At 66.2% G+C, this 21,007-nt stretch carries 18 protein-coding genes and 3 pseudogenes; 15 read left to right on the top strand and 6 right to left on the bottom strand.

What is annotated here, in order from left to right:
* Positions 1–26 precede the first annotated feature (26 nt).
* Complete coding sequence (locus tag ACWFR4_RS12560; RefSeq protein WP_453652259.1) at positions 27–377, bottom strand: SCO3933 family regulatory protein; 351 nt, start codon at positions 375–377, stop codon at positions 27–29.
* 187 nt (positions 378–564) lie between these two features.
* Here ACWFR4_RS12560 and ACWFR4_RS12555 point away from each other — a divergent pair, with 187 nt between their 5' ends.
* Positions 565–969: a GntR family transcriptional regulator gene (locus ACWFR4_RS12555; protein ID WP_453652257.1), complete on the top strand. Its 405-nt coding sequence runs from the start codon at positions 565–567 to the stop codon at positions 967–969.
* Positions 970–2,542: 1,573 nt separating this feature from the next.
* Here ACWFR4_RS12555 and ACWFR4_RS12550 read toward each other — a convergent pair.
* From ACWFR4_RS12550 to ACWFR4_RS12540, 3 genes and pseudogenes are all read right to left on the bottom strand, one after another.
* Positions 2,543–2,647: pseudogene (locus ACWFR4_RS12550) on the bottom strand (protein kinase family protein); the annotation flags it as partial.
* Positions 2,648–2,854 (bottom strand): annotated as a pseudogene (locus ACWFR4_RS12545) (hypothetical protein); the annotation flags it as partial.
* Between the two features lie 247 nt (positions 2,855–3,101).
* The gene (locus ACWFR4_RS12540; protein ID WP_453652493.1) at positions 3,102–3,344 is read right to left on the bottom strand and encodes a hypothetical protein; all 243 of its coding nucleotides are present in this window, start codon (positions 3,342–3,344) and stop codon (positions 3,102–3,104) included.
* A gap of 107 nt (positions 3,345–3,451) precedes the next feature.
* Between ACWFR4_RS12540 and ACWFR4_RS12535 the strand changes: the two genes are divergently transcribed.
* The 9 genes from ACWFR4_RS12535 (at position 3,452) to ACWFR4_RS12495 (ending at position 14,990) form a co-directional block, all read left to right on the top strand.
* On the top strand, positions 3,452–4,195 hold the full coding sequence (locus ACWFR4_RS12535; RefSeq protein ID WP_453652255.1) for an XRE family transcriptional regulator: 744 nt from the start codon (positions 3,452–3,454) through the stop codon (positions 4,193–4,195).
* A gap of 2 nt (positions 4,196–4,197) precedes the next feature.
* The gene (locus ACWFR4_RS12530) at positions 4,198–4,668 is read left to right on the top strand and encodes an NUDIX domain-containing protein (RefSeq protein ID WP_453652254.1); all 471 of its coding nucleotides are present in this window, start codon (positions 4,198–4,200) and stop codon (positions 4,666–4,668) included.
* A gap of 390 nt (positions 4,669–5,058) precedes the next feature.
* Positions 5,059–8,622, top strand: coding sequence for a DEAD/DEAH box helicase family protein (locus ACWFR4_RS12525; RefSeq protein WP_453652252.1), 3,564 nt, complete (start codon positions 5,059–5,061; stop codon positions 8,620–8,622).
* A 14-nt stretch (positions 8,623–8,636) separates the two neighbouring features.
* Entirely contained in the window at positions 8,637–10,046 is a 1,410-nt protein-coding gene (locus ACWFR4_RS12520; RefSeq protein WP_453652491.1) for a restriction endonuclease subunit S, read from the top strand.
* On the top strand, positions 10,043–11,602 hold the full coding sequence (locus ACWFR4_RS12515) for a type I restriction-modification system subunit M (RefSeq protein WP_453652250.1): 1,560 nt from the start codon (positions 10,043–10,045) through the stop codon (positions 11,600–11,602). The genes ACWFR4_RS12520 and ACWFR4_RS12515 overlap by 4 nt, the downstream gene beginning before the upstream one ends.
* Before the next feature lie 73 nt (positions 11,603–11,675).
* The gene (locus tag ACWFR4_RS12510) at positions 11,676–12,326 is read left to right on the top strand and encodes a hypothetical protein (protein WP_453652248.1); all 651 of its coding nucleotides are present in this window, start codon (positions 11,676–11,678) and stop codon (positions 12,324–12,326) included.
* Positions 12,327–12,711: 385 nt separating this feature from the next.
* Positions 12,712–12,927, top strand: coding sequence for a hypothetical protein (locus ACWFR4_RS12505; RefSeq protein WP_453652247.1), 216 nt, complete (start codon positions 12,712–12,714; stop codon positions 12,925–12,927).
* 942 nt (positions 12,928–13,869) lie between these two features.
* Complete coding sequence (locus ACWFR4_RS12500; protein WP_453652245.1) at positions 13,870–14,478, top strand: hypothetical protein; 609 nt, start codon at positions 13,870–13,872, stop codon at positions 14,476–14,478.
* A gap of 305 nt (positions 14,479–14,783) precedes the next feature.
* Positions 14,784–14,990: a hypothetical protein gene (locus ACWFR4_RS12495; RefSeq protein ID WP_453462662.1), complete on the top strand. Its 207-nt coding sequence runs from the start codon at positions 14,784–14,786 to the stop codon at positions 14,988–14,990.
* A gap of 65 nt (positions 14,991–15,055) precedes the next feature.
* Here ACWFR4_RS12495 and ACWFR4_RS12490 read toward each other — a convergent pair.
* A pseudogene (locus ACWFR4_RS12490) lies at positions 15,056–15,933 on the bottom strand (GNAT family N-acetyltransferase).
* A 32-nt stretch (positions 15,934–15,965) separates the two neighbouring features.
* Positions 15,966–16,238, bottom strand: coding sequence for a hypothetical protein (locus ACWFR4_RS12485; RefSeq protein WP_453652243.1), 273 nt, complete (start codon positions 16,236–16,238; stop codon positions 15,966–15,968).
* On the opposite strand from ACWFR4_RS12485, the gene ACWFR4_RS12480 reads away from it, so the two are divergent.
* The 5 genes from ACWFR4_RS12480 to ACWFR4_RS12460 all read left to right on the top strand — a co-directional run bounded on the left by ACWFR4_RS12480 (position 16,237) and on the right by ACWFR4_RS12460 (position 21,001).
* On the top strand, positions 16,237–17,214 hold the full coding sequence (locus ACWFR4_RS12480) for a DUF2797 domain-containing protein (protein ID WP_453462670.1): 978 nt from the start codon (positions 16,237–16,239) through the stop codon (positions 17,212–17,214). The genes ACWFR4_RS12485 and ACWFR4_RS12480 overlap by 2 nt on opposite strands.
* 134 nt (positions 17,215–17,348) lie before the next feature.
* Positions 17,349–17,741 carry an antibiotic biosynthesis monooxygenase family protein gene (locus tag ACWFR4_RS12475; protein ID WP_453462673.1) on the top strand — a complete coding sequence of 131 codons (393 nt, stop codon included), beginning with the start codon at positions 17,349–17,351 and terminating at the stop codon, positions 17,739–17,741.
* Positions 17,742–17,844: 103 nt separating this feature from the next.
* Positions 17,845–18,684 (top strand): amidohydrolase family protein, encoded by an 840-nt coding sequence (locus ACWFR4_RS12470; RefSeq protein WP_453652489.1) that lies wholly within the window; start codon positions 17,845–17,847, stop codon positions 18,682–18,684.
* 89 nt (positions 18,685–18,773) lie between these two features.
* Positions 18,774–19,523 (top strand): response regulator transcription factor, encoded by a 750-nt coding sequence (locus ACWFR4_RS12465; RefSeq protein WP_453462676.1) that lies wholly within the window; start codon positions 18,774–18,776, stop codon positions 19,521–19,523.
* Entirely contained in the window at positions 19,520–21,001 is a 1,482-nt protein-coding gene (locus ACWFR4_RS12460) for a sensor histidine kinase (protein ID WP_453652241.1), read from the top strand. Before ACWFR4_RS12465 ends, ACWFR4_RS12460 begins: the two co-directional genes overlap by 4 nt.
* Positions 21,002–21,007: the final 6 nt, after the last annotated feature.

Raw genomic sequence — 21,007 nt, 5'->3', positions numbered from 1 at the left:
CAGCACCGAACCGGAAAGCAGACCGCTCACGCCGCGTCGGTAGCGGCGGCAGCCAGGTCCAGGCGGACCGCGCGGTAGGCGATGCCGTCCGAGAGCGAGCCGTTGAAGATCCGCGCCCACGGGGTGGCGAACAGCTCCACCGGCATCACCGGCACACCCGGCTTGAGGCCGTTGGGGAGACCGGTCTCCGGGACGGTGATCTTCAGCGCCTCGGCGCGGTCCTCCTCCATGAAGAAGAGGGTGATCGTGTAGAGCTTCGCGCCGGTCTCGCGGTCGGTCGCGAACTGTGTCTTCTCCTGGTCCGCGTACTTCGGCACCGGCAGGGTGCCGACCATGAACGACGCGGTGGGGAGCATGCCAACACGGATACGGGCCATGGGTGTTACGTCCCTTCGGTTGTGCTCCGCCGGGGTGGCGAAGCGAGATCAACAGTGCACTACGTCCGACAAGTGCGTCAAGCGCCTAGCGCACATCGCGCAGAGGTGAGCTAGCTTGGTGTGGGCAGGGCGGTGCTGCATCAGGGTCTTACTGCACGAGGTGGGCTAGGCCCGCTACCCTCGGGATATGAAGCTGCCCAAGGATTCCGACACTCCGCCGTACCGCTTGGTCGCCGAGGAGCTGCGGCGGCAGATCCGTTCTGGGCGCCTCAAGCCGGGCGAGCGGGTCCCGTCGTCGCGCGACCTCGAAGCGACTTACGAAATCGCGAACATGACCGCGCGGTCTGCGCTGCGCATGCTGCGCGATGAGGGGCTGATCTACTCCATGCCGGGTCGGGGCAACTTCGTTGCCGATCCCCTGCCCTCAGAGGCCGACCCGAAGGCCGGCACTCCCGAGGCAGCAAGCGGCGGGCGAATGCCCACACCGGAATACGTCGAGTTGTCCGAACGGCTGGATGTCATAAACGCCAGACTCGACAGCCTGTTGCAGGTCTTTCAGCAACTCGGCGGCGCTACCGGGTCGAAGAAGTAGCGGGAATTTTTTCGGCGACCCGACGCACTAGCTCTTCCAGTCGCGTCACCTTCTCCTCCACCTCCTTGAGCCGCGCCGCGATACGTGCTGCCTCATGCTCGTTCATGTCCACCCGTTCGTTGCTGTGCCGTTGTTGCGCATTGCGTTCAGCCAACCGCCGGGGGCTTGCCCGAAAGCTTGCCCAGCGGTAATCCGCCGCCAATCGGGGCTTGCCCGTACCGCCCGGCAAGCCGTCATCGCGGCTGTTGAGCTAGGTCTACCGGCAGGACCGGACACGTGCGAGGCGTGTGGTGCCGCGCTCCCTTCAGGCGGGTAACAACTTTCGTCGCGTCCCGCCAGGCGGGCCCATACCTCTATGTGCTCACGCCACTCGTCCTTCCGGTCGTCGGCCAGGGCATCAAGGGTCCGGAGAATCGACGGTTTGGGTAACCGGTACTTCGCGGCTATGTTGCGCGGCTCGATCCATTGCGGATCACCTATAGGGGTGCTGAAATCCGCGTCGGCGTGACGGCCATTTCCGTGATCCACATCACTCATCCAATTCCGGCGTTGGGCACAGTCAGGGCCCCGTCCTCGATTGCTACAGGTGCCGGAAAATCAGTCGGTGTGACAGCCGTCGGATAGAAATCAGCTCAGCACTCACCACCGACCACCAGGCCGACCACGAGCGGCCGACCGAGGTCACCAGAAAGCCGCGAAATGGCCCGGTAAGCCCCGACCAGCCCCGCAACGGCATCTTGCAATTCCCCGCCTGTGGATAGAGTTCGGCGACCGCCAGAACGAATGGGCCTGAAAGCGGATCTAACGAGCCAGATCGGCATGGAGCCGTGGAACGGGTGGGAAGACGGGGGCAACGCGTGGCCGAGCGACCGGCCGGGGGCCCAGCGCAGTGGAGCTGTTCAGAGTTTCTTTACTGGATCAAGGCGGCCCGCCTACGGCAGGCCGCGCGCGCGGGCGGCCATGGGCCGCCGGCGCTCCATGTCTTCGCCACCGCTCCGGCGGCCCCCACCCGCTCAGCGCGCAACACTGCCGAGGCGGACAGCCAGACCAGAAAGCAACCCGACCACTCCGAGCACCGGGACCAGGCCGACACCGACCACGCGTGACCACGCCGCCAACCGCCCTCCGCTTCAAGGCCGCATGGACTTCGAAGCCGCAGTCCGAGCCCAGTTGGCGTGACGCGTCGACAACGCCAAGGCTGGATCGAGATGCCGGCCGTGACGCATAGAGGAAGCGTGGCTGAGACCGGTGCGGGGTTGCTGGAAACACACGTGACGGGTGCTCGTTCGGCGGTCCCGCCGTCGTGGCTGACTTTCGGTGGCTCACGTTAGAACTGGGCTTCCGCCGACCGAACGGCAACATTGATTCTCTCCAACTCGACAACAGAAAGCCGGGGTTGCAGCCAAACCCACGTTCGGGCACGCCGACCGCCCCGGTACCATCGGCACCGGGGTCCTGATCAGGGCTTCCACGACCGGACCACCCGGAATGCTGTCCAGGCTGAGGGGTGGTCCGGTCTTTAGTTGTTGGCCGTAGCCGTGCGTCTACCGCCCCATGAGTCGGGGCCTCGGGATCAGCTCAGGGCCTTGCCCGCCTCGTAGATCGTCGGCCGATCCTCGGGAGCGTGGCTGAGCATCGCGTCGATCAACTCACCCAGCTCGCCGGGCGCCTTCACGGGAAGTCCGACGTCCACGTCATCGGACGGGACCATGGGGACGGTGGCTGTGGCCGCCGTGACCAGAAAGGCGACGGCCTGGTCCGCGATCCGCTGAGCACGCTCGGGCGACTGCCCGTTGTGGCTGACTACGAAGTGAGCGAGGCTCTCGAGCAGCTCCTCACCAGCTACCGCGCGACCGGACTTCTGATCGTTCGCCGTTGCCATCATGCGCGCTCCTAATGTGATGTGTGGCGTGGCACTTGTCTCTCGCCCTGGTCGCCGAGCTCGGCTCACAGACGACCAGGAAGCGGACTTGGAAGGCCGATCCCGAACGGCTGGGGAACCGTGGAGTTGGCACCCGTTCGGGGGCGGCCGGTCTACTGGCTCATACCGAGGGCCATACCGATCACCAGCCCGCACGACCCGCTGATGCAGATGATGAACAGAACCCCGGCATAGCGGCCGATGGCGCCCATCACAGACCATCCCGACTGTTGCCGTTCTTCACGGTCAGACGCGCGCTCAGTTCCTCGCGCGCACTGAGCGGCACCACTCGGTCCGGCGTGGCATCCCACTCCACGCCGCCGCGGAGCGGCCGCATCTGCACGCGACCGCCGAGTTCGCCCATGACGACGCCGATACGGTCCCGGACGCTGTCCTTGGCCAGTTCACCGATGCCTGGTCTGGTCTGCTGATTGCTCGCCATGTGGACGAGCATCCTGCCGCCCATCAGGACGTCGGAACCTCCCACAAACCCCACTCCGGGACGTCCCGCGTCGGGTAGAACGTCCCTAGTGCCGTCCTCGAGTATTAGGAGAGATTGGGATGCCGAACGAGAGGTTACGAGCCGCCATGGCGGCCAGCGGCTGGACGTACAACGCCCTGGCGGACAAAGTCGAAGTCGATCCCAAGTCCGTTGAACGGTGGGTCAATCTGGGGCGTACGCCGCGTCGTGCCACGGCCATGCTGGCAGCGGAAATACTAGGAGAAGACGTGCACGCTCTATGGCCCGCGCTCCGGCAGGCACGCCCTGCACGCGCCGTCAGTCCGGAACTTGTGGCTCTCTACGATCAGCGGGCGGACATTCCCGTGTCCGCCTTCGTGGACATGCTGACTCAGGCCCGTGAGCACATCGATGTGTTGGTATACGCCGCCGTCTTCCTGCACGAGGCGTACCCACGGCTCAATGATCTGCTGCGAGAGCGAGCTGCCGACGGGTGTGCGATCCGTATCGCGGTCGGCGACCCGGATAGTGCGAATGTTCAACAGCGCGGCAACGAAGAGAGGTTCGGTCACGGGATTGAGTCCCGTTGTCGACTCGCCCTCATGCACTATCGCCCCCTTGCCGGGGTATCCGGCATCGAGGTGCGGACCCATGCCACCACGCTCTACAACTCGATCTATCGTGCGGATGACCAAGCGCTGGTCAACGCCCATGTCTGGGGCGTGAACGCCTACGGTGCTCCTGTGTGGCATCTCCGGCGCAACGGAGAGGGCGGCATGTTCGACACCTACGCCAGCAGCTTCGATGCGGTCTGGGAGACCGCAACGCCGATAAGCGAAGGGTGACTGTGGCACGGACCGAGTACTACGACGACCCGGCGGCACCTGAGCCGAACAACTTGGTGGTCGCCGCATCCGCCGTCGTTACCGACGACGAAGGGCGCGTACTCCTTCAGCGCCGACGGGATAACGATCTCTGGGCGCTCCCTGGTGGCGGCATGGAGATGACTGACTCACTCCCGGGAACGGCTGTCCGCGAGGTAAAGGAGGAAACGGGCATGGAGGTGGAGATCACCGGGCTCGTGGGCACGTACACCGACCCTCGCCACATCATTGCCTACTCGGACGGTGAGGTGCGCAGACAGTTCAACGTCTGCTTCACCGCCCGCGTGGTCGGCGGCCGACTCGCGATCTCGGACGAGTCAACGGAGCTGCGGTTCGTCCAGCCAAAGGAGATTGACCAGTTGCCGATGCATCACACGCAGCGGCTACGGATCCGTCACTTCTTGGAGCACCGGGAGCGGCCCTATCTCGGCTGACCACGTAGGTGTAGATCTGACGCTCGCCGTGTCTGCCACCCCTTGGTTGCTGTCCCTCTGCTGTCCGGGTCACTTCACGTCAGCCTGACGAGCTGGCCCTTCGCGGTGCGGGTCAGTAGACCGTCATCGGCCCATTGGCGCCTGCCCGTGAGTCTGTCTACAGCGATGACGACGAGTTGGAGGACCTTGCAGGAACCAGGGGCCGGGCCTTCGGCCGGGCCCGCAGTGCCGTACGTCAGCCAACGTGAGTGAGTCGACCAGGAAAGTTCGCCCCCTCGTGCCCGGTACGAGACAGCGGCTGAACCGACGATCTCCAGATCTCTTCGCGCGTAACTGCCTAAGCTGAGCTCCCATCAATTAGCAGGGCGCGATAGCGGGGGATAGGGCAGCATGGACGACCGGCTTCGTGACTTCGCGAAGGGCTCACCCAACTTCGGGGTGCTGTATCAGCACCAGCCGCTGCTCTCCCTGTACGGGGCTTCCGCCGAAGCGACCGTGTTCACGAACCCCAATTCCTCCCTGGTCCAGGCGGGCCAGTTCGGCGAGGTCCTTGCAGAGGAACTGATCGCTCGTATCGGGATGCGGATCGAGGGCGACCAGCAGATCGACCGGTTGACCGCTCTGACCAGGGCCGGAGTCCTCGTTCCGGAGATCCGCGAAGACTTCGACCGGGTGCGCCGCGACCGAAACAAGGCCGCCCACAGCCATCTCTTCGACACGGCACGGGCCCTGGCTGCCGTACGGATCTGCTACCGGCTCGGCCTCTGGTTCCACGATGCCATCGACGGCCGGCGCACCGTAGCCGAGTTCGTGCCGCCCACGGACCCCGGTGACAGCGCTCAGATCACGGACCCGGCCGAGCTGGCCGAGCTGCGCGAGGCCCTCGACGGCCACCGCCAGGCGCTCACGCAGGCCCGCACGAGGCTCGCCGAAGCCGACGACGCGCTGGAGGCCGAGCGCAGGGCGCGGGCCGAGGCCGAGAGCCTGATCGCCAGCGCCGACGCGAACAAGACCGAACTGCTCGCCCGAGTAGAGCAGTTGAGTAGCAGGATCGAAGAGCTGCGCGACGCCCAGCAGGCGAAGTACGAGGCCGCCCGGAGGCAGCCGCGTCAGGTCGACGCCAAGCGCCGCGAGGCGATCATCCACCGCGCACAGCGGCCCGCCGCGCTCAACGAGGTGCAGGCCCGCGAGGCCATCGACGAGATGCTGCAAGCGGCGGGATGGGATGTCCAGTACCGCGACCAGGTCAGTCCGAAAAGGAACGAGGGCGTGGCGGTGCGTGAGTTCACGCTGGCCACCGGCCGTGCGGACTACGTCCTGTATGTCGACGGCAGGATCGTCGGTGTGATCGAGGCCAAGCGGGAGGGGGACCACCTCTCCAGCGCCGTGGAGCAGAACGACCGGTACGCGGCCGGTGTCCTCAAGGAGCACCGGCTCGCTGTCTGGCGGGAGGCGGAGCCGTTCGCGTTCCGCTACGCGACGACCGGCACCGAGACCTATTTCATCAACCGCCTCGACCCTGACGCCCGCTCCCGAGAGGTGTTCTCCTTCCACCGCCCCGAGACGGTGACCGCCTGGATGCGTCGCGCCGACGAGACACCGACCGCCCCGACGTTCCGGGCCGGCATGCGCCGACTGCCCGTGCTGGAGCCGAACGGGCTGCGTCTCGCCCAGATCGATGCCATCAGCGGCCTGGAGAAGTCCCTGGGAGAGGATCGGTCTCGGGCACTGATCCAGATGGCGACGGGCGCGGGTAAGACCTTTACCGCCGTGGCACAGACCTACCGGCTGCTCAAGCACGCCAAGGCGCGTCGGGTCCTGTTCCTCGTCGACCGCAACAACCTGGGCAGGCAGGCGTACGACGAGTTCCGCAAGTTCACGACACCGGACGACGGCCGCAAGCTGTCCGAGATCTACAACGTCGACCGGCTCGGGGCGGCGGGCCTTCAGGACACGTCGTCGGTGGTCATCTGCACGATCCAGAAGATGTACTCGCTGCTGCGCGGGGAGACCCTCATCGATGACGAGCAGGCGGACGAGGCATCGGACAGCACGGCGTACGAGGACACGTATGCGACGGACCTGCCCATCGAGGTCTCCTACAACCCGAAGGTCCCGATCGAGTCCTTCGACCTGATCATCGTGGACGAGTGTCACCGCTCGATCTACGGTCTGTGGCGGGGCGTGCTGGAGTACTTCGACGCACACCTGGTCGGTCTGACCGCCACCCCCACACTTCAGACCCTCGGTTTCTTCGGCCGCAACCTGGTCTCCGAGTACACCTATCCGCAGGCCGTCGCGGACGGAGTGAACGTCGACTTCGACGTCGTACGGATGCGCACCGACCTGCGTGAGAAGGGCGCCGCGACCATCGAGTCGGGCACGACGGTGCGGGTCAAGGACCGCAAGACGCGGCGGCAGCGTTACCAGGAACTGGACGACGACTTCACCTACACGACCGGGCAAATAGGCCGCTCGGTGGTTACGGTGGACGAGATCCGGGCGGTACTCACCGCGTACCGGGACAACTGGCGGCGTTGGTTCCCCGGCCGGACCGAGCTTCCGAAGACTCTGATCTTCGCGGTCGGCGAGGACCATGCGGAAGATGTCCTCGCCCAGGTCAAGGAGGTCTTCGGGCGCGGCGACGACTTCGCGAAGAAGATCACGTACAAGAGCCGCCAGGCCGGCGAGGACCCGGACGAGCTGATCCGAGCGCTGCGGACCTCGCCCCGGATGCGGGTCGCCGTCACCGTCGACATGATCGCGACCGGTACGGACGTGAAGGCCCTGGAGTGCGTGATCTTCCTGCGTGAGGTGCGCAGTGCCGTCCTCTTCGAGCAAATGAAGGGCCGCGGCGCTCGCACCATCGACGCGACGGAGCTCCAGGAGGTCACACCGGATGCAGACGCGACGGTCCGCAAGGACCGGTTCGTACTCGTCGACGCGGTCGGGGTGACGGACTCCCCGCTGGTGGACGCCAAGCCGCTGGTGCCCGCGGGCGAGCGGCAGGTCTCACTGGCCAAGCTGCTGGACAAGGCCGGTACGAAATCGATCAGCGCGAGTGAGGCCGAGATCCTGGCGGGACGGCTGGCGCGGCTCAACCAGCAGTTGACGGAGGAGGAGCGCGAGCAGTTGACGCGCGCCTCGGGCGGGCAGACCCTGTCCGAGATCGCGGGCGACATTGTGAAGGCGGTGGACCCGGACCGGCAGGAGCGGGCGCTGGAGCAGGGCGGCCAGGCGGCGGCCAGGCGGCTCGTGGAGGACGCGATCGCTCCGCTGACGGAGTATCCCGATCTTCGGCGGCACATCATCGAGATCCGGCGAGACAAGGACTACCTCTTCGACGAGTTCACGGCCGTCGAGGTAACGGACGTCGACGAGATCCCGCGCGAGGAGCGAGCCCGGGAGCAGGTCAGCCGATGGAGCCAGCTCCTGAAGGACGAGCGCGACCGCATCGCGGCGGTCAGTATTGCCCTGACGAGCCCCCGATCGGTTTCACCTGCGGAGACGTACGCCGCGCTTAAAGAACTGGCCCTGGAGATCCGGCGCCCGCAGTTCGCCTGGACGCCGCAGGCCCTGTGGACGTACTACGAGGACTTGGGCGCCGCGGTCCACTCCGACGGTGGCCGGGAGGCGGGAGTCCCTGACTTGATCTCGCTCATCCGGTACGAGCTCGGGGTGGACGACGAGCTGCGTCCATACCGTGAGACGGTGGAAGAGCGCTTCGAGGGGTGGCTGCTCAAGCAGCAGCAGGCGGGGGCGGACTTCTCCGACGAGCAGCTGTGGTGGCTGCGGTCCATACGGGACGTGGTGGCGAGCGACGTCGGGATCAGTACGGCGGAGTTCAACGCCGAGCCTTTCAAGGGAAAGGGTGGCGGGCGGGGGTTCGCGCACGCGTTTCCGGGGCGGGATGTACGGTCGTTGTTGAGTGAGCTGAATCGAGAGTTGGCTTGAGCGGGTTGAGCAATGTGGAGCTTCCAGCGGGCTGGGCAGTAGCCGAACTCGGCGAGTTGCTTCGCGAACCACTGCGAAACGGCCACTCGGCACGCGCCACGAAAGAAGCCAATGGGATTCGAACCCTGAGCCTAACTGCTGTCACCTTGAACGACTTCAGTGACAAGAACACAAAGATCACTTCGGCGGAACCAGGACGTGTTGAAGGACTCTGGTTGGAACCCGGAGACATCCTCGTTCAGCGGTCTAACACGCCTGAACTCGTGGGGACGTCGGCCCTGTACAAGGGGCCGCGAAATTGGGCGATCTACCCGGACCTCCTAATTCGCGTGAGGGTCAATTCCTGTATCATCCCCGAGTTTGCAGCCCTCATGCTACGCAGTAAAGGTATTCGCGACTACTTTAGGTCGAATGCGAAAGGGCTGGCAGGCTCGATGCCCAAGATCGACCAGTCGACGATCGCGGGTGTCAGAATGCCGGTGCCGCCACTTGCGGAGCAGCGCCGCATTGTCGAGGCCCTCGAAGATCACCTTTCCCGCCTTGACGCGGCAGGACGGGAGCTGGAGACCGCACAGAAGAAGATCGCATCGTTTCGTAAGTCCATCTTCCTGTCTCTGGTACCCGAATCCGTTCCCGCTTCGTGGGAGATGAGTACGGTCGGGGACGCGGGCACTGTCGGGCTCGGGCGGCAGCGCCACCCCGATTGGCATTACGGCCCAGAGATGCACCCGTACCTGCGGGTAGCCAATGTCTTCGAGGATCGCATCGATACTTCGGATGTCATGGAGATGGATTTCTCAGGGGTCTTCGACAGGTACCGGCTTGAGATTGGTGACGTTCTCCTCAACGAGGGGCAGAGCCCACACCTAGTGGGGAGGCCGGCGCTCTACCGGGGAACCCCGCCAAATGTGGCCTTCACCAACAGCCTTCTGCGGTTCCAGGCGCGCCCGGATGTGCTGCCAGAATGGGCCCTGTTGGTTTTCCGTCGTCATCTTCATGCTCGACGCTTCATGCGTGAAGTGCGCATTACCACCAACATCGCCCACCTTTCAGCAAAGCGCCTGAAGCCTATCGAGTTTCCCATTCCTCCCCTTGAGGAACAGAAGCGGCGAGTGCAGGCCTGTGACGAATCGATGAGCTACGCCGATGCGATGGAGCGTGCTTTGAAGCGCAGCCTTGTACGTGCAAAACACCTCCGAAGTGCGGTATTGGAGCGCGCATTCACGGGTCGCCTCATTCGTCAGGATCCCGCCGACGAGCCTGCTTCCGTCCTCCTTGACCGCATCCGCTCCGAGCGCGAGGCCCAGGGCGACAAGACAAAGCCAACCGGCCGCCGTCCCCGGAAAACAGTCACCGCAGGTTCGCCGCCTCCGCCCCCCTCACCCTCCCCTAACAACGCTGTTCAGCAGGAGCTCCCGCTGTGAACCCCGCACCCCCCGCTCTGGCGCACGCGCAGACCAATACCTTGGTCGCCAAGCTCTGGAACTACTGCAATGTCCTCCGGGATAACGGCCTGTCCACTATTGAGTACGTCGAGCAGCTTTCTTACCTGCTATTCCTAAAGATGGCCGACGAGATCGCCTCCGACCCCTTCACCGAGGAGGAGGCCAAGACCGTCGTACCCGCCGAGTACGACTGGCAGTCCCTCGCCCGGCTCAAGGGCATCGACCTCGAAGTCCACTACCGCAAGACCCTCGAAGAGCTCGCCAAGAACCCGGGCACCACCCTCGGCACGATCTTCGCCAAGTCCCAGAACCGGATTACCGAGCCCGCTCTGCTCGAAAAGCTGGTCGTCGAGCTGATCGGCAAGGAGGACTGGACGATCCAGGGGACGGACCTGAAGGGCGATGCCTACGAGGGTCTGCTTGCCAAGGGCGCGGAGGACACAAAGACGGGTGCCGGCCAGTACTTCACGCCCCGCGCGCTCATCGACGCCATGGTCGACGTGATGCAACCGGGTCCCGAAGACACGATCACCGACCCGGCCTGCGGTACCGGCGGCTTCCTGATCGCTGCGCATAGCTACATCCGTAAGCACCACATGCAGCACCTGTCACGGGAACAGCGTCTTGCGCTGGGGTCCGGCAAGATCTGGGGCAACGAACTGGTCACTGGCACGGCCCGTCTGGCCGCGATGAACATGCTGCTGCACGGAATCGGTGACGCCGACGGCGAGTCGCTCATCACTGTGGGTGACGCGCTTGCCGACAAGCCCGATCGCCACGCGTCGCTCGTCCTCGCCAATCCGCCCTTTGGTAAGAAGTCCGCGATCACGATCATCGGCACGGACGGCAAGGCCGAGAAGGAAGACATCTCTTACGAGCGGGACGACTTCCGCGCCACCACCACTAACAAGCAGCTCAACTTCCTCCAGCACATCATGTCGCAGCTGGAGATGAACGGCCGTGCTGCTGTCGTCCTGCCGGACAACGTACTTTTCGAAGGCGGCGCGGGCGAGAAGGTGCGCCGCCGCCTGCTGGAAGAGTTCGATCTGCACACGATCCTCCGCCTGCCGACCGGCATCTTCTACGCGGGCGGCGTCAAGGCCAACGTCCTGTTCTTCGAGAAGAAGCCGCCTCGCAGCGGGGGCGCCCACAACACCTCAACGCTCTGGGTCTACGACTTCCGCACCGCCAAGCACTTCACCCTCAAGCAACACCCGCTCACCCGCGCGGCTCTGGACGAGTTCGTCGAGGCGTACCTGCCCGGCAAGCCGCGCAGCGAGCGGGTGGAGTCCGAGCGCTTCAAGTCCTTCGACTACGACGAGCTCATCGCCCGCGACAAGGTGAATCTTGACATCACGTGGATGAAGGACCCGGCGCTCGACGACGCCGACAGTCTTCTGCCGCCCGAGGTGATCGCCCAGGAGATCGTCGAGGACTTGCAGGCTGCGCTGAGCGAGTTCGCGGCCATCGCGGAGGCCCTCGGTGGTGAGGTCTCGGCCGACACCGACGCGATTGAGCCAACTGAGACTGGTTGATCCACAACTGGGTTGCCCCTCCCCCGTCCCGCCGGAATCCTGAGTTCCCAGACCAGCGAGACGGGGGAGTTTCATGCCGGCCGCACAGCCGCAGACACGCGAGTTCCGGGCGTTCCTGACCAACCTTGAGTACGCCCGGAAGATGATCGTGGCGGGTCAGAGCCTGGCTGCCTTCCAGTCCCCGGTCATCGACATCGGCGACTTCTATCGCGCCGCCTGGGTACAGGCCGTCAGCGCCATCGACCACTGGTTCCACGAGGAGCTGTACCGGCGGGTCGCCGAGCTGGCCGCCGCGGACAGCCCCGAAATGCCGTATCAGCTGACGAAGTTCGAGCTGCCCCTGGTCAAGGTGGAGGAAGTCCGGCGCGGTACGACGACGCTCGCCGACGCTGTCTCCGAGCATGTCAAGGCGAAGTGGGGCAACGCGGCACTGCAGAACCCTCGCAAGATCAGCGAGGCGCTGAAGCTGGTGACGGAAGAGGACATCTGGGCCAAGGCCGCCGTCCAGCTCAACGAGTGGAACCACGGCCGTACGTCCATGAATGCCCAGACACTGAAGCAGAAGTACAACTCGATCACCGATCGCCGCAACAGGATCGCTCACGACGCGGACTTGCTGGACGGCGACCTCAAGCGTCGTCGCCCTATCTCCGACGCCGACGTGACCGATGCCATCGACTGGATCGAGCGAATCGCCCTCGCCATCGCCACCGTGCTGGGATGAGCCGACCTCTCAGGCGGCGTCATTGCGGCAATGCCACCGTTCGGAGTTGACTGCAGCCCTGACGCCAACGGCGACACACAGACGCACATGATCGCGATCACGAGCGATCGCAACGGGAGGCCGAGCTCTGTGTCGTGACGCCGTGCAACTTCGCTGGCGGCGGCATGGGTTCGGCTTGAAGTGGTTGTCGAATCCGTTGATGACGCAGCGGTCTCGACCCTACACTCCTGACTTGGCGGACTTGCTCCGCCCGCATCCTGCATTGTCGTCCTACATCTGTCGTCCTGCATTTTCGACCTACATTCAGCATCTCGCTAGTTACGCATCTCGTCATCGTTATCCTCACGTCGAGTCATCGATAATCCGACAACGAGCCTCCAGCATCATGCGTCTTGCTCATCTCTCCATCTCACTCCCAACAGGTTTTCAAAACGAGAGTGAGTTAAAAGTGTTCAAGCAGACGATTGCCTTCGTTCTGGCAGTGTCTATGGGGGTTTTCGCCTTCTCTTACTCGATTGAGGCGGGAATCGGTTACGTCGGTGCTCTGGTCCTGGAGCTGTGCAAGGAGATTGCGCGCTCCAAGGAGGACAGCGAGCATTGAGCCTAGAGTAGGGGTCCGCGGTATTTCGATGGACCCCTACTCTCATTCGATCGCCGGGAGTTTGAATTGTCGGGCTACATTGTTGACATTACTCGCGCCTATCAAGGGAGCGAGGTGGGCATTGTTGCCGAGGTGGCGAGGAGGCACGACGCCGAGAAGGCCCGACTATTGATCGTCGGGAGGGAAGACCAGCGCACTGCCTTGGGGGAAAACTTCCCCGAAGCTCGGACAGTCTTCTTGCCAGGCCTTCCTTCCGATGTTCAAGTGGTAGATGTGATTTCCGAGAATGTCACACAAGCGGCGGGAGGTGTGGACTGGGCTCCACTCAATGTTCTGTCTTTTCACCGTGCCGTGCTGGTGAAGTCCGGAACTCTAGGGCGAATCTCTCACTTGTTTAATACGCGGCCGCTGCGAGACTATCTTCCCGAGAGGGAGGTTGTGCATGAGAGCGGCTGGCCTGAACAGTTGATGCCTTTGGATGCGGCTCTCGCAGTACTGCAGGAGGCCCTAAGTAGAGCGGGAGCGACTGGGCCGGAACGGGCGATCCCAAAGACCGACATTCGCTCCCGTCTTGTGAGGGTAGATGAGCGTTTCGACAAGGACGCCAACTATCTCGCCCGGACCCCGCGGCTCGTTTCAATTCTTCTCCGCGAGGCCCGGGATCGGGGGATGGTTCGCCAGTACGGGACGGAACCTCAAGTAAGCGTCTTCCTGTCGGCCCGCCCTGCCACGCATTCAGGCGCGGGGGCGATTAGTCAAGTTGCTCCGGCCTCGGTCTCCCCGGGACCCGTGTTGGCCGGCGGGGCGCCACCAAATTCTCCGTCGCCGTCCCAGGTATTTGCTAGGCAAAGTGCGGTCTCTCTCTCGTCTCAGGTAACGTCTTCCGAGCGTTCGCCGATCGATGGCGGCGAACTGGTGAGCCGGTCTTATAGTTTCGTGGACATGCTGAGGTCCAAGGAACTTGGTCCCTATCCGGAAGTGCGGCATCTCCTGTATGCGGAGATCGCTCGCGTCTTGGAGGGCGAGCAGGAAGTGCCTAGTATCCGGGATCTGGCCCGTAGGGCTATTAGGGCCACTCGCGAGGAGGCACCGACCGAGTTTCCGCGACCTCGCAGAGAGACTGGACTGGCCAAGGAGAAGTACGACTGGCGGGGGCTGGAAAAGTTCGCGATCCGGATCATGGTCAGAGGGGGATTGGCTCTCGGACCTGATGGCACACCACTTGCAGTGACCACTTCGGTGTGGGAGGCGAGGCGGGTCCCAGTTCTGCGTGAACTTCCGCAGGATCTCTCCGTGCGGTTGGACGCGGAGATCATCATGGAGATTGTGGAGCACTTCCGAGACGTGACGCCTGAAGATATCGACCATCTGGCCGGCGCTCTACTTGCCAACCGGGACGAGTCGTCCAGAGACCATATCGACGAAGCGATCTTCTACCTGCAAGACACGGGCCGGGTCGTTGGTAACAGCGCTGACGGTGTGCCAGATGTCCTGCTTCCCGTGCCGCAGCCTGAACCATTCGTTCATGCTGCGGAAACCCCCATCGAGTAAGTGCAGGTCGTATCTGATGGCTGTGCCCGTGGCCTCGTTGCCCACGTGCTGCCGCGGGACCGACGGCAACCTCGACGGCAACGACGGCATACAACGGCACAGGATCGCTAACGTGGGCGATCAGTTCGGGAGGCCACCGAAGGCTCCCGCAAGGCGGTGCCCGATCCTACGGATCAGAAGGTTGCAGGTTCGAATCCTGCCGAGTGCACATAGATAAGAGGCCCCCGGAGAGATCCGGGGGCTTCTTGCGTTATGTCATGATGGGGTCCGGCAACCCGGCATCATGAGCCCTTGGCCTGCGGCGCATGAGGATCCGGCGCCCTGATCGCCAGGCTGTCGAGGACTGGGCGGCATCCTGGGTGCTGCTCACGTTCGTCCTCCGGTTCGGGACCATGGTCATGCACGACAGGCCGATGGGCTGGATCGGCTCCGCGGTGACCGCCGCCGTTGCCAACACGGCCATAAGGGTTGCGGGGCGCTGGGGCGAGAAGCGGCGGGCACGAAAGCGGTAGCGACAAGGACAGCGACTGATCAGTTCACGTCGTGACGGTGTGCCGGGACGTCGGCCGTGCCGCTGTCAGCGTGCGAAGTCGTACACGGCAAATTCGGTGAGTGGGACGTAGCCGATTCGTCGGTAGAGGGCGTTGCTGGTGGAGTTGGCCGGGTCTGCGTAGAGCGCGACTTCCTTGGCGCCTGCGGCCAGGGCGGCTCGGCTCACCTCGACCGTCACCGCGCCCGCGTAGCCGCGCCCGCGTAGCCGCGACCGCGGAGGTGGGCCGGGGTGTAGACGGGGTCCACCCGGACCATGCCGCCGACCAGCGAGGTCATGCCCGCCATGGAGACAGGGGTGCCGTCCGGGGTCTCCCAGAACGTGTAGTGCTTGTCGCCGAAGCGGGTGTCGGCCCAGGTGTCGGCGTCGATGGTGACGTCTTCCCCGACGTCGGCGGTGAACTCGCGGTGCCAGCGGAAGAGTTGCTCGCGGTCCTGTTCGCCCACGCGTCGGCCCCGGCCCGCCGGGACCGGCTCCGGTGGGGTGAGCGTGCCTAGGCGGTACAGACGGATCCGTGTGCTGAGTGTGGGCGTCGCGCCCGTGTGCCGCTGCCAGGCCTTGGCGAACGCGGTGGCGGTGTCGTGGGCCGCGCTCACGACGGGCAGGACGAGGCCGAGGCCGGCCAGACGGGCGGCGAGGGTGTCGGCGTCCTCGGGCGTGACGGGGGTGAGGCTCAGAGGGCCGTGCTGGGTGCGGCGGTAGAAGATGGCGCGGACCTCGCCCGCTCGCTCCAGGGAGCCGAAGACGGGGGCATCGGCCCGGTATGCCTCTGTGCCGAGCGTTCGCAGTTTCTCGGTCGTTGTCAGCGGTGTGGTGTGCAGGGCGGGGCGTGAGCGCAGGAAGTCTCCGGCTCGGGCGAGAAAGTCGTCGATGTCTTCGGTGAGGTGCCAGTCATCCGGTCGCATGCTTCATGGTTTCCGATGCGCTCCCGCTCCGGCTAGAGCGTCAGGAACCAGACGATGATCCCGATCGGTATGAGTGCGCAGGTCAGGCCGACGGGCAGGAGTACGGCGGCCAGGGCCTTGAACGCCCCCCGGCACTGGGCCCGGCAGGCGGTGAAGCCCGTGAAGGCGGCGATCGCGAGGCACGACAACGCGATGAGGTAGAAGCCCAGCGCTGCCACGGCCCCACCCTTGATCACGTCCCCGAACAGCAGGAACGCACCGCAGCCCCTGGCGATGTCAGTGCCCCGGAGTAGCGTCCTGAGCATGACGTGGTGGTGCACCGGGGTGCGGTGGCGGGTCGGGGGCGGGCCCGCACTGGGGTGGTACGGGGAGGGGAAGGGGGAGCGCGAGAGTCCCCTCGCCTTCGGGGACGTGCTGGCTTTCCGGGCCGTGGGCGGGCGCAGATGTCTCGGGGTGTGGCGGGGCGGGCGGCGTACGCCGTGTCCGGCGGGGACGGTGCTGTCCGGGCGGGGGACGCGCGCACAGTGTGCCGAGTGCGCCGGGATCGACCGGGCGCACTCCGTCGCCGCGGACACGATGGCGGACGACCCGAGGCCGTATCACGTGTATCTCGCCTGGTTCGGGAGCGGGATGGTGAAGGTGGGGATCACCGGGGTCGGGCGCGGTTCCGCCCGGCTACTCGAACAAGGGGCTGTCGCATTCACGTGGTTGGGGCGCGGGCCGCTCATGGCGGCGCGGCGGGCGGAGGAGCTGCTGCGCAGCGCGCTCGGCGTTCCGGACCGGATTCCGTACGCGCAGAAGCGGGCCGTACGGGCGGCGCTGCCCCCGGCCGGTGAGCGGGCCGCGGAGCTGGCGACGGCGCATGCCACTGCCGTCGCGCTCGCCGGGTGGCCCGAGTCGCTGGAGCGGCTTCCGTGCGAGGTGGTCGATCACGCGGAGGTCTTCGGGATCGAGGGCGGCACAGGGAGCGGGACAGAGGTTGGGCGGCTCGGGGGCGTGGGGAGCGTCGTGAGCGAGCTGGTCGAGGGCGGGGTGGTCGTGGGGACACTGGTCGCCGCCGCGGGGCCGGATCTGCATCTCGTGGAGCGAATGGGGCCTCCCCTGCTCGAGCGAGGCCGAGGGCTTGGGGAAGGGCGGCGGCTCGTGGTCGACACCCGGCTGCTCGGCGGGTGGCAGCTCGAGGCGTTGGGGAAGGCGGAGGGAGCGGCGGCGGACGTGGTGTCCTCGGTGCCGGTGAAACCGGTGAAAGAGGCGTCCGCGCTGCAGGGTGGGCTGTTCTGAGCGGCATCGGCCGTCCCGTTCTCCAGCCGGGCGGGGAGGGGGCGCCAGGCTGCGTCGACCGAATGGTCAAGTCTCGCTTCCCGTAGGGCAATGGGGGTGGACACCGTTCGTCGCCGGGCCGCATCGTGAGGGACATGAGTGATCACGCAGTAGCGCCTGTCGGACAGGAGGGCGGTGCCGGTTCTGCCGGTACCGTCCGGCCCGTGCCCGTCTTCGAACCGCCTTACTACGCCGCGGTGTTCACCTCGGTGCGCACGCCCGGGGACAACGGATACGGGGCGACCGCCGAGCGGATGTCGGAGCTGGTCAGGGAGATACCCGGGTTCCTGGGGGAGGATTCCGCGGCCTCGGAGAGTGGGCTGAGGATCACTGTCGCCTACTTCCGGCACGAGGAAGGGCTCAAGCAGTGGGCCGGGAACGGGGAGCACCGGGAGGCACAGCGGCGCGGCCGCGCCGAGTGGTACGAGAGCTACTCGCTCCATGTCGCCAAGGTGGAACGGAGCCACGGATTTGAGCGCGGAGAGTAACGCGGAGAGCGGCGCGGCGAACAGCGCGGAGGGTAACGCGGAAGGCGGCGCGGCGGGCGGCGGCGAGACGGAGAGGGTCGCCCGGTTCCGGGAGCGGCACGGCCTGGCCGGGATCGTCGACGTGCACACGCATTTCATGCCCGAGCGGGTCCTGAAGAAGGTGTGGGAGTACTTCGACGCGGCGGGGCCGCTGACCGGGATGGCCTGGCCGATCGCGTACCGGGAGGAAGAGGAGCAACGGCTCGCGCGGCTGCGGGAGTTCGAGGTGCGGGCCTTCACGTCCATGCTCTATCCGCACAAGGCGGGCATGGCCGAGTGGCTCAACGGGTGGGCCGTCGACTTCGCGCGCCGGACCCCCGGCTGTCTGCACACGTCGACGTTCTTCCCCGAGCCGGGCGTCGACCGGTACGTGCGCGAGGCCGTCGAGGCGGGCACGCGCGTCTTCAAGGCGCATGTGCAGGTCGGGGCGTACGACCCGAACGACGAACTGCTCGACCCCGTGTGGGGGATGCTCGCCGAGGCCCGTATCCCCGTGGTCATGCACTGCGGCTCGGGGCCGGCCCCCGGCAAGCACACCGGGCCCGAGCCGGTCGCCCGGCTGCTCGCCCGGCACCCGCGGCTCCCGGTGATCGTGGCCCACATGGGGATGCCCGAGTACACGGACTTCCTCGACCTGGCCGAGCGGTACGGGGAGGTGCGCCTCGACACGACGATGGCGTTCACCGATTTCAGTGAACGTTTTGCCGCGTTCCCCCGCGGCGAGCTGGCCCGGCTCGCCGATCTCGGTGACCGGATCCTGCTCGGCACCGATTTCCCGAACATCCCGTACCCCTATGTCCACCAACTGGAGGCACTGGAGCGGCTCGGTCTCGGGGAGGAGTGGCTGCGGGCCGTGTGCCACGGGAACGGGGCACGACTGTTCGGGCTCGACCCCTTGGACTGACGCCTCCCTGAGAGGCTGCTGTGCGTTTCTCAGGGAATTCACAGGTTGCCGAAAGCCGGTTCTCAGGGCGGGCGCGCAACGTGTGGAACATGACCGCGACCTCGCCCCAGGGGCGTACCGAACTGCTGAGGCCGGACGGGAGCCCCGTCCGGGTCCTCGTCGTGGACGACGAACAGTCGATCACCGAGCTGCTCTCGATGGCCCTGCGCTACGAGGGCTGGCAGATCCGCAGCGCCGCGGACGGGATGGGCGCGGTGCAGACCGCGCGCGAGTTCCGGCCCGACGCCATCGTGCTCGACATGATGCTGCCCGACATGGACGGCCTGTCCGTGCTCGGCCGGCTGCGGCGCGAGCACCAGGACGTGCCGGTGCTGTTCCTGACCGCGAAGGACGCCGTCGAGGACCGCATCGCCGGACTCACGGCCGGCGGCGACGACTATGTGACCAAGCCGTTCAGCCTGGAGGAGGTCGTCGCCCGGCTGCGCGGGCTCATCCGCCGCTCGGGAGCGACCGACCGGCGCAGCGAGTCCGTGCTCGTCGTGGGTGACCTGACGCTCGACGAGGACAGCCACGAGGTGTCGCGAGGCGGGGACGGCATCCATCTGACCGCCACCGAGTTCGAGCTGCTTCGCTTCCTGATGCGCAACCCGCGCCGGGTCCTGAGCAAGGCGCAGATACTGGACCGCGTCTGGAGTTACGACTTCGGCGGCCAGGCCAACGTCGTGGAGCTGTACATCTCGTACCTGCGCCGGAAGATCGACGCCGGGCGCGAGCCGATGATCCACACGCGGCGCGGCGCCGGATATCTCATCAAGCCCGCAGTGCCCGTCGCGTCATGAGCGGACGGCGGCAGCCGCGCAGCCTGCGCAAGCGGCTCGTCATCACGGCTGTCGCGCTGATCGCCCTGGTGTGCGCGGTCATCGGAACGGTGACCACCATCGCGCTGCACACCTATCTGTACGACCAGCTCGACAAGCAGGTGCGCGGCGCGGTCGTCCAGTCCACCGGCGGACCCGGTCCGGAGCGGCAGGCGCAGAACCTGAACTTTCTCGGCGGTCCGAGCAGGCCGGGCACCATCGGCGCCCTCGTCGAGTCCGACGGAAGCGTCACCGAGGCCGCGAAGAGCGTCGCAGACCGGGACAACCCGGTCGTCCCGCTGACGGACGCGCAGATCACCGCGCTGGAGAGCGTGCCGCAGGACGGGGGGACGCACAGCGTCAGCGTGCCCGGACTCGGCGACTACCGGATCTCCTCGAAGCCGGGCGGAAACACCATGGTCGGCCTGCCCGAGGCCGAGGTGCAGGACACCCTCAGCACCCTCGTCGTCGTCGAGATCAGCGTCACCGCGGCCGGTCTCGTCGCCGCGTCCCTCGCCGGAGCCGCCATGGTCGGCGTAGCCCTGCGGCCCCTGCGCCGCGTCGCGTCCACCGCGACCCGTGTCTCCGAACTCCCCCTGCACAGCGGCGAAGTGGCCCTCCACGAACGGGTCCCCGAGACCGAGGCCGACCCGCGCACCGAGGTCGGCCAGGTCGGCGCCGCCCTCAACCGCATGCTCGACCATGTGAACGGAGCACTGGAGGCGCGCCAGCAGAGCGAGACGCGCGTGCGGCAATTCGTCGCGGACGCCAGCCATGAGCTGCGTACCCCCCTCGCCTCGATCCGCGGATACGCCGAACTCACCCGGCGCGGCCGCGAGGAGACCGGGCCCGACACCCGGCACGCGCTCGGCCGTATCGAGTCCGAGGCCCACCGCATGACCGGGCTCGTCGAGGACCTGCTGCTGCTCGCGCGGCTCGACTCCGGCCGCCCCCTGTCGTACGAGGCGACCGACCTGTCGCCGCTGGTCGTGGACGCGCTGAGCGATGCCCGCGCGGCCGGCCAGGACCACGCGTGGCGGCTCGAACTGCCGGACGACCCCGCTCTCGTGCTCGCCGACGGGCCGCGCATCCACCAGGTGCTCGTGAACCTCCTGGCCAACGCCCGTACGCACACGCCGCCGGGCACCACCGTGACCGCGCGCGTGCACCGGCACGGGCCGTGGGTCTGCCTCGACGTCCAGGACAACGGCCCCGGCATACCGCCCGAGCTGCTCCCGCACGTCTTCGAGCGGTTCGCGCGCGGTGACACCTCCCGCTCCCGGGCCCACGGCTCGACCGGTCTCGGCCTCGCCATCGTGCAGGCAGTCGCTGCCGCGCACGGCGGCGCGGTGACCGTCGACAGCGTGCCCGGCCGGACCGTGTTCACCGTCCATCTGCCGGCCTGTGCCGAACCCGTCACGCACTCACAGGCGGGCCACAGTCTCACCACACCGGTCTGACAGGGC

The sequence above is a fragment of the Streptomyces sp. NPDC055140 genome (genome assembly GCF_053607285.1).
This window is presented reverse-complemented; position numbering and strand designations above follow the sequence as displayed.

Excerpts from the sequence above, each read along its gene's own strand:
- ACWFR4_RS12460 (WP_453652241.1), top strand. The coding sequence starts at position 19,520 with ATGAGCGGACGGCGGCAGCCGCGCAGCCTGCGCAAGCGGCTCGTCATC.
- ACWFR4_RS12480 (WP_453462670.1), top strand. The coding sequence starts at position 16,237 with ATGACGTGGTGGTGCACCGGGGTGCGGTGGCGGGTCGGGGGCGGGCCC.
- ACWFR4_RS12465 (WP_453462676.1), top strand. The coding sequence starts at position 18,774 with ATGACCGCGACCTCGCCCCAGGGGCGTACCGAACTGCTGAGGCCGGAC.
- ACWFR4_RS12505 (WP_453652247.1), top strand. The coding sequence starts at position 12,712 with ATGCGTCTTGCTCATCTCTCCATCTCACTCCCAACAGGTTTTCAAAAC.
- ACWFR4_RS12540 (WP_453652493.1), bottom strand. The coding sequence starts at position 3,344 with ATGCTCGTCCACATGGCGAGCAATCAGCAGACCAGACCAGGCATCGGT.
- ACWFR4_RS12535 (WP_453652255.1), top strand. The coding sequence starts at position 3,452 with ATGCCGAACGAGAGGTTACGAGCCGCCATGGCGGCCAGCGGCTGGACG.
- ACWFR4_RS12475 (WP_453462673.1), top strand. The coding sequence starts at position 17,349 with ATGAGTGATCACGCAGTAGCGCCTGTCGGACAGGAGGGCGGTGCCGGT.
- ACWFR4_RS12560 (WP_453652259.1), bottom strand. The coding sequence starts at position 377 with ATGGCCCGTATCCGTGTTGGCATGCTCCCCACCGCGTCGTTCATGGTC.
- ACWFR4_RS12495 (WP_453462662.1), top strand. The coding sequence starts at position 14,784 with ATGAGGATCCGGCGCCCTGATCGCCAGGCTGTCGAGGACTGGGCGGCA.
- ACWFR4_RS12555 (WP_453652257.1), top strand. The coding sequence starts at position 565 with ATGAAGCTGCCCAAGGATTCCGACACTCCGCCGTACCGCTTGGTCGCC.
- ACWFR4_RS12500 (WP_453652245.1), top strand. The coding sequence starts at position 13,870 with ATGCTGAGGTCCAAGGAACTTGGTCCCTATCCGGAAGTGCGGCATCTC.
- ACWFR4_RS12485 (WP_453652243.1), bottom strand. The coding sequence starts at position 16,238 with ATGCTCAGGACGCTACTCCGGGGCACTGACATCGCCAGGGGCTGCGGT.
- ACWFR4_RS12510 (WP_453652248.1), top strand. The coding sequence starts at position 11,676 with ATGCCGGCCGCACAGCCGCAGACACGCGAGTTCCGGGCGTTCCTGACC.
- ACWFR4_RS12525 (WP_453652252.1), top strand. The coding sequence starts at position 5,059 with ATGGACGACCGGCTTCGTGACTTCGCGAAGGGCTCACCCAACTTCGGG.